This is a genomic window from Tumebacillus sp. BK434 (genome assembly GCF_004340785.1).
GTDB lineage: Bacteria > Bacillota > Bacilli > Tumebacillales > Tumebacillaceae > Tumebacillus_A.
Genome location: NZ_SLXS01000005.1, coordinates 158033 through 172762, shown reverse-complemented (window position 1 = coordinate 172762; position 14730 = coordinate 158033). Strand labels below are relative to the sequence as shown.

Sequence of the window (14730 nt, the reverse complement as noted above, 5' to 3'; positions counted from 1 at the left end):
CAAGATGTTGAGCCTCCCCGCTTTTTACAACGGTACGAACGGAACAGGAGGAACAGGCACCATGAAGCTCACTACACGCCTTGGACTTTTTCTTGCGCTTGCCTTCTTGGTTACCGCTTGCGGCAGCGCAGACGAATCGAAGCAACCAGAATCCGAGCTGCCGGAACAGGTCGTGCAGCTCCCGGAGCAGGAAATGCTCCCCAAGAAAGCGGAACAAACAGGCCAAGCCGAGGAGAAACAGCCTGCCGACCGGAAAGACGACGCCAAAGAGCCGTCAACCGCGCAGGGCGCAGAAAAACAACCGGAGCAGCCAAACACCGCCACCCCGTCCGTGAAGCCGGGGGCGAACCCGCCAGCGCCTGCTGCAGGGACGCCGTCCGGCGGCGGCAAGACGGGCACCGGCGGTACGGCCGGCACGGGAAGCGGGGCGGGAACCGCCAAGCCGGCCCAGCCGTCCACTCCGCCGAAAGCACAGCCGGCGGGCAGCTTCAACATGTTGGTCACACACAACTTTGGCGGCTCGTCCGTCTTCAGCCAGAACCTCAACTACTACAAAGGCAACTCTGTGATGGATGTCATGCATGCACATCTGGAAGTGGAGACCAAGTACGGCGGCGGTTTTGTGAACAGCATCAATGGCGTCGCATCAGGCTATACGGACAAGTCGATCTTCACCCGCAAGAAGCGCGACTGGTTCTATTACGTCAACGGTTCGGTCGCAGGCGTCGGTGCGGATGCGTACAGCGCGCAAACGGGAGATACGGTGTGGTGGGATTACCACGACTGGTCGGGCTCCGGGTCGAACACGCCGAGCGTCGTCGGCGCGTACCCGCACCCGTTTACGGTCGGCTACAACGGCTCACGGCCGGGCACGGTGATCTACTACAGCGGCAGCCATGCGGACGATGCCAACCGTCTCGCCACCGCCTTGCGCGGCTTCGGAGCGGGCAATGTCCGCACCGCTGCGTACGGCAACCAGAACCTGATCGAAAACACCACCAACGTCATCGTGCTTGGCACTTGGCCGGAGCTGCAGGGCCAGTCGTCGGTGCAGGATCTGTTCAGTGCGCCGACCCGCACGGGCATCTATGCCCACATCGAGAACGGTGCGGTGCAGATGCTCGACTACACCGGAGATGAGTCCGGCCAGACCGGCCAGGCGCTGATCGCCGCGACCGGCACCGGCAATGGCGACACCACGCCGACCTGGCTGCTGATCGGCATGGACGAACCGGCCCTCGACGCGGCGGTGAACACGCTGGTCAGTTCCAAAGGCAAACTTCGCGGCAAGATCGGCGTCGTACTGAGCAACGGCGCGGCGGTCGGAGTTCCGGTCGCACCATGAGGCTTGAGCGCTTTCATGCCGCCACGCTCGCCGTCTATCCGCTGCTCCTGATCGTGCTGGCGATGATCACGCCGCATCCGCTGTACCTCGCCGCGCTGCTTGCTGTGACCCTGTACGCGTTGCGGGCGGGCGGGGGAGCGAAATCGATGTTGCGGATGATGCGGTTCACCTGGCCGTTTTTGCTGATCATCCTGATCCTGAACGTGCTGATCTCGAAAAACGGGGCGACCGTGCTCTATGACGGGCCGCGCCTGCCCCTGTTCGGAACGCTCCGGATCACGCTGGAGGCGGTGCTGTTCGGCCTGATCATGGCCTTGCGCCTGTTCATCGTGTTGGCCGCCTGCAACCTGTACATCGTCTGGCTGTCACCCGACCGCGCGCTCGGTCTGATGGCAAAGTGGGCCGGCCGCTCGGCGGTGGTCGCGATGCTCACCGCCCGGCTGATTCCATATCTGTCTGAGCAGGCGAAAAGCGTCGGCGAAGTGATGCAGACGCGCGGTGTGCGCTTTCAGGAAGGCAGCACCCGCGAACGCCTGCAAAAACACAGCCGGATGCTGAACGTCCTGCTGATCTCGTCCCTGGAAGGGTCGTGGCAGGTCGCCGAAGCGATGGAAGCGCGCGGCTTCGGGTCTCGTCACCGCAGCTCGTACTCGCGGGAACGCTTTGGCGGCAGCGACTGGCTGACGTGGGCGGTGATGCTGGCGGCGCTTGCCGTCCTGCTCCTGCTCGCCGACCTCGGCGCTGCGGCGTACGAATTCTACCCGCGCCTGACGCCTTTGCTCGCCGAAGGAAGCCTGACCTGGGGCGGAGCGCTGCTGCTCGGCGCGCTGCTCGCCACCGTGCCCCTGCTGATACAAAGGAGATCGAACTAGATGGCATCCGCAGAGATTCAACTGACCAATCTAACCTACTGCTATCCCGATGCAGACCGCCCTGCGCTGAACCGCCTGACCTGGGGTGTGCAGCGCGGCGAATTTGTGGTGCTGGCCGGCCCGTCCGGCTGCGGCAAATCGACGTTGCTCCGCGCCTTAAACGGTCTCGTGCCGGAGTTCTACGGGGGCAAGATCGCCGGGGCAGCAGCGTTTCGCGGCAAGAACTTGTCCGAGTTCCCGGAGCGCGGCATCGCCCGGCACATCGGCATGACCTTTCAGGATCCGGAGAAGCAGCTCGTGATGACCGAAGTGGAGCGCGAGATCGCGTTCGGTTTGGAAAATTTGCGCGTGCCGCAGGCGGAGATGCGCCGCCGGGTCGCGGAAGTGATGTCGTTCTTCGACCTGACGGCGCTGCGTCGCCAAAAGACGGACGACCTGTCCGGCGGCGAGAAGCAAAAAGTTGCCATCGCATCGGTGATGGCGCTGCAGCCGGACGTGCTGCTGCTTGACGAGCCGACTTCGCAGCTCGACCCGGGCACAGCGCAGGAGATCCTCGATCTGATCAAGCGCTTGAATGAAGAGCTCGGGATCACCGTCATCCTCGTCGAACAGCGGCTCGACCGCGTGCTGCATCTCGCCGACCGCGTGACGGCGATGTACGGTGGGGAGATCGAGTATGACGGCGACCCGGCCGGGTTTGCCCGCCATGCGGCCGATGTGCGCCCAGAACTGCTGGCTCCAGTGACACGGCTGTTCGTGGAGGCGGGCTCTCCGCATCGCCCGTTGACGGTCAAGGAAGGGCGGCAGCTGGTCACGTCAGCGTTTGCGCTGCAGGAGCCCGCACCGCCGGTTGCGCCGCGTGGCAGCAAGCGGTTGCTGAACTGGTTCAGCCCCCGCAGCAAAAGCGAGACGCCGGCGCTGGTGGCGAAAAACGTGCGCTTTGCCTATCCCGAAGGGGAGGACGTGCTGAAAGGCCTTGACCTCGAGATCGGCAAACGGCGCCTCACCGCCATCCTCGGTGCGAACGGCACCGGGAAGAGCACGTTGTTCCGCCAGTTTGCGGCGCTGATCAAGCCGACAGCGGGCCGCATTGAGATCAACGGGCGGGACAGCCGACAGTTCGACCCGGCCGATCTGGCCGGGGAGGTTGGCTACCTCTCGCAAAACCCGAGCGACTATCTCTTCCACGACACGCTATGGCAGGAGTGCCAGTTCTCGCGCCAACTGATCGGGCTCTCCACAACAGGGGAGGAGGCGGAGCAAGAGATCGGTGCAGTGCTGCGCTCGCTGGGCCTGTTCGGGCACAAGGATCGCAATCCCCGCGACTTGAGCGGAGGTGAGCGCCAGCGTGCTGCGCTGGCCGCCGTGCTCGTGCAACATCCGCAGCTGCTCCTGCTCGACGAGCCGACGCGCGGGCTTGATGCCGGGCAAAAAGACAGCTTGGGCGCGTGGCTCAGCTCCTTTCTCGAGCAAGGGGGGACGGTCGTCCTGATCACGCATGACGTGGAATTTGCGGCCGAGTACGCCGATCAGATCGTGCTGATCGACGACGGCACGGTTGCGGCGGCAGGCCCCCCGCAGGAAATGCTGACCCGTGGCATGTTCTACGCCCCCCAAGTCGGCCGCGTCTTCCGCGGCGTCGCCGAAAACATCGTCACCTTGCAAGACGGAGTGAAATTCCTCACGCAAGGAGAGGAACGCCAATGAAGCGGAATCGAGGCGTCTTTTTCAAGTCTTTGGCTGCGGCCCGAAGGTTGACCGATGAATGGCGTGGAGGGATGATTCATGAAGCGTAACGGCATATCCTGGCTCCTGATCCTCGTCGCCGCCGGACTTGCATTTTTGGCCTATGCGCTCTGGCCGACGGAAGACCTCAATTGGGCGGTGACCTCATTCGTCCTGCTCTTCCTCGGCCTTGGCTTGTTCTACTTGCGCTTCGAGCGGGCGAAAGTCTCCTCCAAAGAGATGGCCTTGATCGCCTCGCTGGCGGCGCTGGCGGTCGTCGGGCGAATCATCTTCGCTCCGTTTCCCAATTTCAAGCCGACGACCTATTTGATCCTGCTCGCCGGTTTTGTGTTTGGCCCGCGGGCCGGGTTCATGGTCGGTGCGACGGTCGCGCTCGTTTCGAACATGTTTTTCGGGCAAGGGCCGTGGACGCCGTGGCAGATGATGGCCTGGGGGCTGGTCGGGGCCACGGCGGGGCTGTACGGCAGATGGCGGGGCGAGAAGGTGCATCCGCTGGAACTCGCCGTCTTCGGCGCTGTCTGGGGCTTCCTGTTCGGCTGGATCATGAACGCCTGGGTCTGGCTGACCACTTTTTTCCCGCTCAACTTTACGACCTTTGTCGCAGCAAACGCCGCTTCGTTTTGGTTTGACGTGTCGCACGCGGCGGCCAACGTGCTGTTCGCGCTGCTGCTGACCCGCTCGTTTCTCCCGATCCTCTACCGGTTTCGGAAAAAACTTACGACGATCTCGCTGGAGGTGCAGACTGATGAAAACATCCAACACTAGCAAATGGCTTGCCGGTGCGCTCGCCGTGGCTCTGTTCGCCGCTCCGGTCAGCACAGCCCAAGCGGCGACCACCGCGGAGCTGACCGGCGTCCGCGACGGCGCCCTCAACTACCTGCGCGGCAAGCTCGCGCAGAACAATTTCCGCTACGTCATGGACTGGCCGGCGCTGACGATCTATGCGGCCGGCGAGTCGCCGACCGGCGCCAGATGGACCACTGCGGCCGGACAAAACGGCGTGACGTGGCGCGAAGCAGACCTCAAGAAGAACCTGAACATCACCGACGCGACCACCGACTTCGAAAGCACCTTGCTCGGCGCGCTCGCCGCCGGGAAGAACCCGCGCGCCTATGGCCGCCGGGACCTCGTGCAGGCGGTGGTGTCTGCGCAGCAGGACAACGGCAAGTTCGCCGACACGATCTACGGCTTTGGCGACGACCTGCTCAACCCGCACCTGTATGGCATTATTTCGCTGTACGCAGCGGGCGTGGAGATCCCGAACAAACAAAAAGCGGCCGACTACCTGTTGTCCAAGCAGCATGCGGACGGTGGCTTCAACTGGTCGAACGGCAACCCGCGCTCCGATGCGGACGTGACAGCGATGGCGCTGATCGCCATGAAAGCGCTGGGCTTGGAGCAAAGCCACGCCAGCGTCCAAAAAGCGCTGGGCTACCTCAAACAAATCCAAAGCGACTTCGGCGGCTTCAAAAACGAAGGCGTGGAGAACCCGGACAGCTCCTCGATCGTCACCGAAGCCTTGCTGATGCACGACATCGATCCGACCTCATGGAAAAAAGGCTCCGGCGATGTCATCTCCAGCATGCTGGCCTTCCGCAACGCCGACGGCGCCTTTGCCTACGCAAAAGGCACCGCTTCCAACATTCTCGCCACGCAAAACGTCGCGCTGGCGCTGTCCGACTACCTCAAGGGGGAGTCGGTCTACGAGCAACTGCACGACCAAAACGCCGGCAAATCGGGCGCGTGGAAGCCGCTGTTTGCCGATCTGCCGTTCTCGCATCCGTATTATGAGGAGAACATCGCGCTGGTCAACCTCGGCGTGGTCGTCGGCCACACGAACGGCACGTACGGCCCGAACGACAACGTCTCCCGCGAGCAGTTCTCGACGATCCTGGTCAACGGCCAGCACCTGCAGGATCAGGTCGGCCCGAAGATCACGAGATTCCGCGATGTGAAAAGCGACCGCTGGTCGAACCCGTACATTGCGGTCGCGTACAAAAACAAATTCATCTTCGGCACGTCCGACACCACCTTCGATCCGGCCGGGAATGTGACCGGGGCGCAGGTGATGGCGATCCTCGTGCGGATGCTGGGGTTGGAGAGCGAGGCGCTGGCCCGCCCGAACCAAAAGAACTGGTATGACGGGCACATCCAGATCGCCAAGGAGCAGGGGTTGTGGTACCCGGCATTCGATCCGAAAAAGAATGCGTCCCGCGCCGAAGTGGGCTATGCGTTCATGCGTTACTATGACGCGGAATATAAAAAGGGAGCGTCCAACTAGGACCCTCCCTTTTCTTCGTGGATGACGGGGCGATTACTCGCTCACCCGTTCAAGATTGCCTTGATCGTCCATTTTAAAGCGCGGTTTGTAGCCTTGCTGTTCCAGTTCGAGAATCTTTTTTGCCCGGTCCATGATCTCGAGCAGCGCTTTCGAATCTTCGCCGAGCAGTTCGTTCGCCGGGCGGGACAGCGTTGTTTCGCCGCCGCGCAGCAGGCTGTTTTCTTCGGTCAGGGTATCGACTTGCTCCTTCAGCTCTTCGACGCGCTCTTCGAGCTTGCGCGCTTTCTCTTGCAGATTAAAAAATTCGCGCTCATGATTTTTCAGCGCGCGGATGATGCCGTCGATCGAGGGATCTTCGAGGTCGGGCCCGTAGGCGCGGCGCTGTTTGGCTTGCTGGCGGATGGAAAGCCTTTCTTTCTTGGCCAGTTTCGCTTCTTTGATCTTGTCTTCGTACGTTTTGCGCACGACGCCGTTCCAACGGTAGCCGCAAGCGGCCGGCGTGCGGCCCAGCAGATTGGCCGACTCTACGAATGCGTTCAACTGGGTACTGCCTTCTCGTATATGACGCAGAACGATCTCGGCGAGTTTAAGATCGTCCTCGGGTGTCCATGCGTCAGAACGTGTGGTCCAACGTTCTACAGTTTCCATCAATATCGCCTCCAAACTCGTATATTATCTGTATGTCCCGCAGTTGGGAGATTGATACACTTTCATCCACGAAATTTAGGTGACTACTCCATTCATATGAAAGACTCTGCGCATTCTGTCACTTTTCTTAGTGGAAAACGAGAAAAAGTTTTTCTATACTTAGGACTAGAGGAGGGGTACCGATGAACGAAGCTGCACGAAAACTGATTGCCCTCGACCTGGACGGGACGCTTCTGACGAAGCAAAAGGTGATCTCGCCGCGCACCAAACGGATGCTGGCAGAGGCGAAACAACTCGGCCACCACGTGGTGATCGCAACGGGACGCCCACCGCGGGCAAGTCTTAACTACTACCATGAACTCGGTCTCGTCACTCCGATGGTCAACTTCAACGGCGCGCTGGTGCACCACGTCACCGATGAAGCGTGGGGCCACCATCATTTTCCGCTGGACCGCGAGACGGCGCTTTGCGTGATCGACATCTGCGAACGCTATGGCATCCACAATGTGATGGCGGAGGTCAAAGACGATTATTACCTCCAGCAGCATGACCATCAGTTCCTGAAGATTCTCGCCGACGGACGCGAACCGCTGGGCATCGGCGTGATCCACGACCTTTTGCAGGATCATCCGACCTCGCTGCTGATCCAGGCGCAGGAAGCGGGCATCCCCGAGCTGCGCAAACACCTGCGCGAACATCACGCCCACGTCGTCGAGCACCGCTATTGGGGCACGCCGTGGAACGTGATCGAAGTGATGAAAGCGGGCGTGAACAAGGCGACCGGCCTCTCGCTGATCGCCGAGAGCCTCGGTGTGGCACGGGAGCAGGTGATCGCCTTTGGCGATGAGGACAACGACTTCGAGATGATCCAATACGCGGGCACCGGTGTAGCGATGGGCAACGCTAACCCGGAATTGAAAGCGATGGCTGACGTCATCTGCGACACGAACGACAACGACGGCATCGCCATGATGCTGGAACGGCTTCTCTGAGGAGGAGCCTATTTTTTATCGGGCGGGTGACCAGCCTGTAGGCAGGCGAATATCTTGGGCAGAGAAAGATCTGTAAGGAGGAGGTCTCTGCTCATGTATCACGGCATGTATTGGCCTGTTGAATATGCCCATTTCGTGAGGAACCCGCAAGAGATGTCAGTGGCTCCGTTTGCCGATCGGAAGCGCTTTTTGCAGCTGGTGCTAAAGGCGATCTACAACGAGCGCGAGGCGCAGCTCTTGTACCGCGACCTCGAAGTCCGCGCCGTGACCCCCTTTCAAAAACGGCAGATCCGCCATGCCTACAACGATGAGGTGAAGCACGAGCGTCTGCTCAGCCATCTCTACCACACCTTGACCGGCCGACAGCCGCAAGTGGCCTATCCTCCGCGTCCGGAGATCCCCGACTTTCAGACGGCGCTGCGCGGCGCTTTTGAAGACGAACTGGAAGCGGTGGAGCTTTACCGCGACATGTACCTGATGACTCAACTGCAATGGGTGCGCGATGTGCTGTTCCAGCTGTTCACCGACGAGTATGAGCATGCGACCCGGTTTGCGTATCTGCGGGCGGAGTTGTAAATGCGAAAGAACCTCTTCCGGAAGCGGAAGGGGTTCTTTCACTAGAGCTATCGAACTAGGGTTAGAAAAATTTTCCTCCAGCAGGAAAAATAAATAGTATAAGCGAATACATTAGTGAATAAGAAGAATTAAATGGATTTCCAACTTGCATTTCGATAATAGTTTTGCAATTTGGAAAAATCCCGCAATGTTAGGGTGGTGGTTGTTTTTGTAACTGTCATCTAACATTTACTTAGTAGTTGCTTATGGAAGAAAAAGGAGGTAGTTCGGATGGCTCAGCATGCACAGTTGCCCGTCGAGTCTTTGGCCAGCAATCCGTTGCTGAAGTGCTTTTTGGAAGAGCCGGAGAACCAGCGCCTGTACGGTGCGGGTGCACGCGAAGAGTTGGAACGGCGGTTTGCGGACCACTACTTCGAGATACGTTTCCTGGGATTTATCCGCAAGCACATTCACTATGAAGCACAGCATCTGCTGCGCAAAACGCGCACCAAGCAGCAGATTGAACCGCTCTGGCTGAACCGGACGGTCGGCGATGAGGAAGGGACAGGCCTGGAGGCGCTCGATCTGATCGAGGACCCGGCCGAGTCGGTGGAGGACAAGGTGATCGCGCGCACCGATGCGCTGGAAGACATCACGCCGCATGAAGGGCTGCATCGGGCGTTGCAGTCGCTGTCGCCGCGACAGCAGCTGATCCTGCAGTTGCTGTTCGTCGAATGCCTGACCGAGCAGGAAGCGGCGGAGGTGCTGGAGATCTCGCAGCAGGCGGTCAACAAATGCAAACGGAAGGCGCTTGCCGAGATCAAACGCCTTTTGGAAGCGAGGTGAGCCGCATGGCGCAAGAAACGCTGCGCTCCCTCATCCAGCGGGCCAAAGCGGGCGATGGGGATGCCTTGGCCGAGGTGATTCAGAAGTTTCGGCCCTTGATTCAAAAGTACGTCCGCCAAGCGCCGGCATCTGATGCCAAAGACCTGGAGCAGGAACTGACGCTGCGCCTGATCACGCTCGTACGCTCGTACCGAGAGGAGCTGCCGTATGGATTTATGGACCTCGTCGAGAAAGAACTTCAGAAAACAAATTCATAGGGGAGATTCGATCGGCATACAGTGGGGGTATGTCGATTTTTTTGTGTACAAAAACTCGCAAAAAAAAGGAGGCCGCTGATCCTTGGGGGAGGAAGGATGGCGACCTTTTTCATTCTCTCGGGGAGTTGAACACGATGGCGGGGCAAACCTTAGCGATTGTCGAGCGCTTCGTCAATGCGGGCGAGCAAGGTAGAGACTTCTTCCAACTTCTGTTGAGTCTTGGTGAGGAGAAAGAGGCTGACGACGATGGGGAACCCGTAGTTGCTGACCAGTTGTACCCAATCCATGTGGAAAACCTCCTTGTTGTGTTGGATGTTCATACCTTTGATCTCCCGGAGATTACCTATTAGATGGAGTTTTCTGACGATTAGTACAACCGTCAGGACAAATTTTGTGGTATGATGGAACATCATACTCACTATCATTCGTTTGAAATAGCATGTGAAGAGGGGTTTCGCAATTGTCTGGGATATGGAATGATCTTGTCGCTGAATTTGCCAATATTGATGTGGTCGCGATTCGCCTCTTGATCGCTTTCATCGCCGGAGCGATCATGGGGCTGGAGCGCGAAAAGAACTTAAAGACCGGGAAGTTCCACACCGGCGCGGGGTTCCGCACCTATTCGCTGGTCTGTCTGGGGTCGTGTATGTTTGCACTGGCTTCCGAATACGGCTTCCCGACCACCGGTGCCACCTATGATCCGGGCCGGGTCGCAGCGCAGGTCGTCGCAGGCGTCGGCTTCCTCGGGGCCGGCACGATCATCAAGGACGGCCGTGGCTTTGTCCGCGGGTTGACCACCGCAGCCGGCCTGTGGGTCGCAGCCGCGATCGGGCTGATGATCGGGGCGGGCATGTACATGAGCGGTCTGCTGTCGGCGGTGCTGGCGTTTGTGATTCTTGATGCGCATCACCTGTTCCCGCGCCTGTTTGAAAAAACGACGCACTCGAAGTCGAACCCGGAGAAAGAAGAAGAGGAAGACTACTAAAAGACAAGACAAGTTCGCAGTTCTGCGAAGTTGTCTTTTTTTTGTCATGGGGGAGGTTCTTGCCGCATCTGGTAGAGGGTGGTACAATTTCTTTCGTAATGTTAACTTACCAATACATATAAGTTGACAATCGAGGAGGAGATTCCGATGGACGACTACTACAGCGTGCGGATGCGGGCGGCAGACGGCGGCGCGCACGAAGCGGGCGGACGGCATATCTCCGGCGGCGAACGGCTGGTCTGCAAGGAGGAACTGGAGGCGGCGGTGCAAACGCTGCTCCGGCGGGCGATGACGCATGAGCTGGGCCAGCCCGATTTTGTCAATCTGACGGTGGAAAAAGTCGCCCGGGCAGACATCGGGCAGTTGGAGGCGCTCCCGATTTCGCAGCGGGTAGCGCACAGCGTTGCGGAAGGTCACGCCGCAGCGGTCGAACTGCTCGTGCAGGCCGGAGTGGCGCTGTCTGCCGCGCAAAAAGGCGTTGCGCTGCTCGTGCAAGGCCCGGCGCCGGACGGCGGCGTGATGCGCGGTGCTGTCGTGATGGACGCCGACACGGGCGCGCGCCTGGAGCGTGATCCGGGGCGTGGCGTGCGCGTGGCCCAGCACGACTGGGCGCCTGATGCGCTGGCCCGCTGGAAGCGGCGCGTGGAGCCGCTTGGCCTCGATCAGGTGCGGGTCGCCGAAGCGCTGGCGCTGGCGACCAAAGTCGCAGCGCAGGCTGGCACCGTCGCCGAGCTCTGCTGGTCGGACGATCCCGGCTATGTCGGCGGCTATGTGGCAGCCGCAACCATCGGCTACGTGCGGATTGCACAGCTCAAAGAGCCGGGCAGCCCGCTCGGCGGACGGGTCTTTTTCGTTCGCGGTGTTCGGAATGTTCAGGATTACGAAGCGGTGCTGGCAGTGCCGGTGCTGATTGAAGACGCGACAGCAGAAAGGGGCGTGTGGTAGTGAACGGCCACCAACAGACAGGCAGTTATCAAGCGCTCAGCGAGAAGAGCAAAAAGTATCTCTGGAACCCGTTTACGCAAATGCAGGGCTACAACGAAGACCAGCCTTTGATCATCGAGTCGGCGCAAGGCGTTAAGCTGCGCGACGTGACCGGGCGCGAGTACTATGACGGCGTATCGTCAGTCTGGCTCAACGTCCACGGGCACAACGTGCCGGAACTAAATGCGGCGATCACCGAACAGCTTGGCAAGATCGCTCACTCCACCTTGCTCGGTATGGCCAACGTGCCGGCGATCGAACTGGCGGAGCAGTTGGTGGGGATCGCGCCGCCGGGCTTGGCGAAAGTGTTTTACTCCGACTCCGGCGCCACGTCGGTCGAGATCGCGATCAAGATGGCGTTTCAATATTGGCAGCACAAAGGCAAGCCGGAAAAGCGCTCGTTCCTCACGATGAACAACGCCTACCACGGGGATACGATCGGCGCGGTGTCGGTCGGGGCGATCGACATCTACCACAAAGCGTACGCCAGCCTGCTCTTCCCCTCGTACCGCGTCGACTATCCCTACTGTTACCGCTGTCCGCTCGGTCAAGAGCTGCCGCACTGCGCCTTCGCCTGCCTCGATCAGGTAGAACGGCTGCTGCAGGAAAAAGGGCCGGAGATCGCCGCCTTTCTCATCGAGCCGGTCGTGCAGGGGGCAAGCGGGATCATCACCATGCCGGAGGGATTTCTCAAGCGGCTGCGCGAGCTGTGCACCGCGTATGAGGTGCTGATGATCTGCGACGAAGTGGCGACCGGATTCGGCCGCACCGGCAAGATGTTCGCCTGTGAGCATGACGGGGTCACGCCCGACCTGATGTGTGTCGCCAAAGGGCTGACCGGCGGCTATCTGCCCGTTGCGGCGACGCTGGCCACCGATGAGATCTACGACGCGTTTCTCGGCGGCTACGAGGAGAAGAAAACGTTTTTCCACGGCCATTCCTACACCGGCAACCAGCTCGGCTGTGCGGTGGCGCTGGCCAACCTCGAGCTGTTCCGCGAGCGCGGCTTGGTGGAGGATGTCGCCCGCAAGTCCGAACATCTCGCCGCCCGTCTCGCGCCGCTGCGCGAGCGTATGCATGTTGGCGACATCCGCCAGCGCGGGTTGATGGCCGGCATCGAGCTGGTCAAAGACAAAGCGACGAAAGCCGAATACGACTGGTCGGACAAAATCGGCCTGGTCGTCTCCCGCCGCGCCTGCGAACTGGGCATGATCCTCCGTCCGCTCGGCAATGTCGTCGTGTTTATGCCGCCGCTCGCATCGACGCTCGAGGAACTTGACGAGATGATCGACATTTTGCTGCAAGCGATCCTCGAGGTGACGGAAGCGGGAGTCAAAGTGCGCGCGGAGCTGCTGCCGCATGGACTTTAAGCAGGAGTTGGAGCAACTGCAGGCACAAGGCCTGCAGCGCCGCCTGCGCCGGATGGACTCGGCTGCTTCGCGCACGGTGACCGTCGAGGGGCGGACGCTGCTCATGTGCGCCTCGAACAATTATCTCGGGCTCGCCGACGACCCTCGTCTGGCGCAGGCGGCGATCGACGCGGTGCGGGAGTACGGCACCGGGAGCTCCGGCTCGCGGCTGACGACCGGCAACACCGCGCTGCACGAGCGGCTGGAAGCGGAGCTCGCCGCGTTCAAAGGCACGGAAGCAGCGCTGTTGTTCAACACAGGCTACATGGCCAACCTCGCCGCGCTGTCAGCACTGACCGGCGCGGGCGATCTGATTCTCAGCGACCGCCTCAACCATGCCTCGCTGATCGACGGTGCGCGCCTGTCCCGCGCCGAGGTGCAGATCTATGAGCACGGCGACCTCGACGATCTGGAACGAAAATTGGCCGTGGCGCGAAACAAGCACCGCCGCGTGTTGATCGCCACCGACGGCGTGTTTTCGATGGAGGGTGACATCGCGCCACTGCCTGGCATCTGCGATTTGGCGGAAGCGTATGGCGCGGAGGTGCTGGTCGACGACGCACACGCCACCGGGGTGCTCGGCGCAAATGGCGCTGGCACGGTCGACCATTTCGGCCTGCGCGGGCGGGTCGCCGTGCAGATGGGCACTCTGTCGAAAGCGCTGGGTGCGGAAGGGGGTTATCTGGCTGGCAGCCGCAGCCTGATTGACTTTTTGCTGAACCGGGCGCGTCCGTTCATCTTCTCGACGGCGCAAAGTCCTGCAGTGATCGGGGCAGCTCTTCAGGCGCTGCAGCTGGTGCGGCAGGAGCCGGAGCGCCGACAGCACGTCCGGCAGCTTGCCGATCGTCTGCGCAGCGCACTCCGCCAAGCGGGCTTTCGCGTTCTGCCGGGGGAAACGCCGATCCTTGGTGTGGTGATCGGGGAAGCGGAAGCGGCGGTACGGTTCGCCCGGCGGCTGGAGGCGGCGGGCATTTTCGCACCGGCGATCCGCCCGCCGACCGTGCCGGCCGGAACGTCGCGCATCCGGCTGACTTTGACTGCCCGCCACACCGAAGCGGACTGCGCGGCGATCCTGTCGGCGTTTCACCAGGCGCGCGCAGAAGAAAGGAAGGAGTTGCTGTCATGTCAGTCTTTATCACCTCGACCGACACCGGGGTCGGAAAAACTCTGATCACCGGCGGGCTCGCCTATGCGCTGCGGCGGCGCGGGCTGGATGTCGGCTGCTGGAAGCCGCTGCAGTCCGGCGAGCTTCTGCACGACCCGACGGGCGACGCCAAAAGGCTGCAAGCGCTCGGCGAGCTGCCCGACCCGGTCGATCGGATCTGCCTGCACGCTTTTTTTGAACCGCTGGCCCCGCGCCTCGCCGCCGAGCGGGCCGGAGCACAGCTGACCCGGCGCGATCTGCTCGCCCATCATCGGGAGGCGGCACAGCTGCACCGGCATCTGCTCTGCGAAGGGGCTGGCGGTCTGGCCGTTCCGCTCACCGCCGACACGACGGTCGCCGAGCTGGCAGCCGACCTCGGGCTGCCGCTGTTGATCGTCGCCCGCGCCGGGCTTGGAACTGTCAACCACACCGTGCTGACCGTGCGGTACGCAGAAAGCTATGGCCTGAACATCTGCGGCGTCATCCTCTCCGGGGCAGGGCGGCGCGGCCATGACATCGCCGAAGCGCACAACCCTGCCTACATCGAAGAATACGCAGGCGTCCCTGTGCTCGGCAGCATTCCCTGGCTTGGCGACACGCCGAGCCTGGAAACCGTCCGGGCGGCGACCGACTTTCTTGCCGATTCCATCACCCTTTAGGAGGTAC

At 61.1% G+C, this 14730-nt stretch carries 16 protein-coding genes; 14 read left to right on the top strand and 2 right to left on the bottom strand.

Annotated elements, in window-relative coordinates:
* Positions 1-61 precede the first annotated feature (61 nt).
* The 5 genes from EV586_RS14540 to EV586_RS14520 all read left to right on the top strand — a co-directional run bounded on the left by EV586_RS14540 (position 62) and on the right by EV586_RS14520 (position 6244).
* Complete coding sequence (locus tag EV586_RS14540) at positions 62-1345, top strand: DUF4430 domain-containing protein (protein ID WP_165898613.1); 1284 nt, start codon at positions 62-64, stop codon at positions 1343-1345.
* Positions 1342-2217, top strand: coding sequence for an energy-coupling factor transporter transmembrane component T family protein (locus EV586_RS14535; RefSeq protein ID WP_132945838.1), 876 nt, complete (start codon positions 1342-1344; stop codon positions 2215-2217). Before EV586_RS14540 ends, EV586_RS14535 begins: the two co-directional genes overlap by 4 nt.
* Complete coding sequence (locus EV586_RS14530; protein ID WP_132945837.1) at positions 2218-3924, top strand: ABC transporter ATP-binding protein; 1707 nt, start codon at positions 2218-2220, stop codon at positions 3922-3924.
* 78 nt (positions 3925-4002) lie between these two features.
* Positions 4003-4728, top strand: a complete 726-nt coding sequence (locus EV586_RS14525) for an ECF transporter S component (RefSeq protein ID WP_132945836.1) — start codon at positions 4003-4005, stop codon at positions 4726-4728.
* Positions 4709-6244, top strand: coding sequence for an S-layer homology domain-containing protein (locus EV586_RS14520; protein ID WP_132945835.1), 1536 nt, complete (start codon positions 4709-4711; stop codon positions 6242-6244). Before EV586_RS14525 ends, EV586_RS14520 begins: the two co-directional genes overlap by 20 nt.
* Before the next feature lie 33 nt (positions 6245-6277).
* Here EV586_RS14520 and EV586_RS14515 read toward each other — a convergent pair whose 3' ends face one another.
* Positions 6278-6892, bottom strand: a complete 615-nt coding sequence (locus EV586_RS14515; RefSeq protein WP_132945834.1) for an RsfA family transcriptional regulator — start codon at positions 6890-6892, stop codon at positions 6278-6280.
* A gap of 182 nt (positions 6893-7074) precedes the next feature.
* On the opposite strand from EV586_RS14515, the gene EV586_RS14510 reads away from it, so the two are divergent.
* From EV586_RS14510 to EV586_RS14495, 4 genes are all read left to right on the top strand, one after another.
* A complete protein-coding gene (locus tag EV586_RS14510; protein WP_132945833.1) occupies positions 7075-7884 on the top strand; it encodes a Cof-type HAD-IIB family hydrolase in 810 nt (269 codons plus the stop codon).
* Between the two features lie 153 nt (positions 7885-8037).
* Positions 8038-8460, top strand: a complete 423-nt coding sequence (locus EV586_RS14505; protein ID WP_165898612.1) for a ferritin family protein — start codon at positions 8038-8040, stop codon at positions 8458-8460.
* Positions 8461-8730: 270 nt separating this feature from the next.
* Positions 8731-9285 carry an RNA polymerase sigma factor gene (locus tag EV586_RS14500; RefSeq protein ID WP_132945831.1) on the top strand — a complete coding sequence of 185 codons (555 nt, stop codon included), beginning with the start codon at positions 8731-8733 and terminating at the stop codon, positions 9283-9285.
* Between the two features lie 5 nt (positions 9286-9290).
* On the top strand, positions 9291-9542 hold the full coding sequence (locus EV586_RS14495) for a helix-turn-helix domain-containing protein (RefSeq protein ID WP_165898611.1): 252 nt from the start codon (positions 9291-9293) through the stop codon (positions 9540-9542).
* A 149-nt stretch (positions 9543-9691) separates the two neighbouring features.
* Here EV586_RS14495 and EV586_RS14490 read toward each other — a convergent pair whose 3' ends face one another.
* Entirely contained in the window at positions 9692-9829 is a 138-nt protein-coding gene (locus EV586_RS14490) for a YvrJ family protein (protein WP_087455181.1), read from the bottom strand.
* Between the two features lie 173 nt (positions 9830-10002).
* On the opposite strand from EV586_RS14490, the gene EV586_RS14485 reads away from it, so the two are divergent.
* The 5 genes from EV586_RS14485 (at position 10003) to bioD (ending at position 14723) form a co-directional block, all read left to right on the top strand.
* A complete protein-coding gene (locus tag EV586_RS14485; protein WP_243653047.1) occupies positions 10003-10527 on the top strand; it encodes an MgtC/SapB family protein in 525 nt (174 codons plus the stop codon).
* Between the two features lie 147 nt (positions 10528-10674).
* Complete coding sequence (locus EV586_RS14480) at positions 10675-11472, top strand: 6-carboxyhexanoate--CoA ligase (protein WP_132945829.1); 798 nt, start codon at positions 10675-10677, stop codon at positions 11470-11472.
* On the top strand, positions 11466-12881 hold the full coding sequence (gene bioA, locus EV586_RS14475; RefSeq protein ID WP_207893913.1) for an adenosylmethionine--8-amino-7-oxononanoate transaminase: 1416 nt from the start codon (positions 11466-11468) through the stop codon (positions 12879-12881). Before EV586_RS14480 ends, bioA begins: the two co-directional genes overlap by 7 nt.
* A complete protein-coding gene (gene bioF / locus EV586_RS14470; protein WP_132945827.1) occupies positions 12871-14091 on the top strand; it encodes an 8-amino-7-oxononanoate synthase in 1221 nt (406 codons plus the stop codon). The genes bioA and bioF overlap by 11 nt, the downstream gene beginning before the upstream one ends.
* Positions 14043-14723, top strand: a complete 681-nt coding sequence (gene bioD / locus EV586_RS14465) for a dethiobiotin synthase (protein WP_132945826.1) — start codon at positions 14043-14045, stop codon at positions 14721-14723. Before bioF ends, bioD begins: the two co-directional genes overlap by 49 nt.
* Positions 14724-14730: the final 7 nt, after the last annotated feature.

What these genes read in the sequence shown, in the direction of transcription:
- EV586_RS14540 (WP_165898613.1), top strand. Translation starts at nt 62, where the DNA reads ATGAAGCTCACTACACGCCTTGGACTTTTTCTTGCGCTTGCCTTCTTG.
- EV586_RS14535 (WP_132945838.1), top strand. Translation starts at nt 1,342, where the DNA reads ATGAGGCTTGAGCGCTTTCATGCCGCCACGCTCGCCGTCTATCCGCTG.
- EV586_RS14530 (WP_132945837.1), top strand. Translation starts at nt 2,218, where the DNA reads ATGGCATCCGCAGAGATTCAACTGACCAATCTAACCTACTGCTATCCC.
- EV586_RS14525 (WP_132945836.1), top strand. Translation starts at nt 4,003, where the DNA reads ATGAAGCGTAACGGCATATCCTGGCTCCTGATCCTCGTCGCCGCCGGA.
- EV586_RS14520 (WP_132945835.1), top strand. Translation starts at nt 4,709, where the DNA reads ATGAAAACATCCAACACTAGCAAATGGCTTGCCGGTGCGCTCGCCGTG.
- EV586_RS14515 (WP_132945834.1), bottom strand. Translation starts at nt 6,892, where the DNA reads ATGGAAACTGTAGAACGTTGGACCACACGTTCTGACGCATGGACACCC.
- EV586_RS14510 (WP_132945833.1), top strand. Translation starts at nt 7,075, where the DNA reads ATGAACGAAGCTGCACGAAAACTGATTGCCCTCGACCTGGACGGGACG.
- EV586_RS14505 (WP_165898612.1), top strand. Translation starts at nt 8,038, where the DNA reads ATGTCAGTGGCTCCGTTTGCCGATCGGAAGCGCTTTTTGCAGCTGGTG.
- EV586_RS14500 (WP_132945831.1), top strand. Translation starts at nt 8,731, where the DNA reads ATGGCTCAGCATGCACAGTTGCCCGTCGAGTCTTTGGCCAGCAATCCG.
- EV586_RS14495 (WP_165898611.1), top strand. Translation starts at nt 9,291, where the DNA reads ATGGCGCAAGAAACGCTGCGCTCCCTCATCCAGCGGGCCAAAGCGGGC.
- EV586_RS14490 (WP_087455181.1), bottom strand. Translation starts at nt 9,829, where the DNA reads ATGGATTGGGTACAACTGGTCAGCAACTACGGGTTCCCCATCGTCGTC.
- EV586_RS14480 (WP_132945829.1), top strand. Translation starts at nt 10,675, where the DNA reads ATGGACGACTACTACAGCGTGCGGATGCGGGCGGCAGACGGCGGCGCG.
- bioF (WP_132945827.1), top strand. Translation starts at nt 12,871, where the DNA reads ATGGACTTTAAGCAGGAGTTGGAGCAACTGCAGGCACAAGGCCTGCAG.
- bioD (WP_132945826.1), top strand. Translation starts at nt 14,043, where the DNA reads ATGTCAGTCTTTATCACCTCGACCGACACCGGGGTCGGAAAAACTCTG.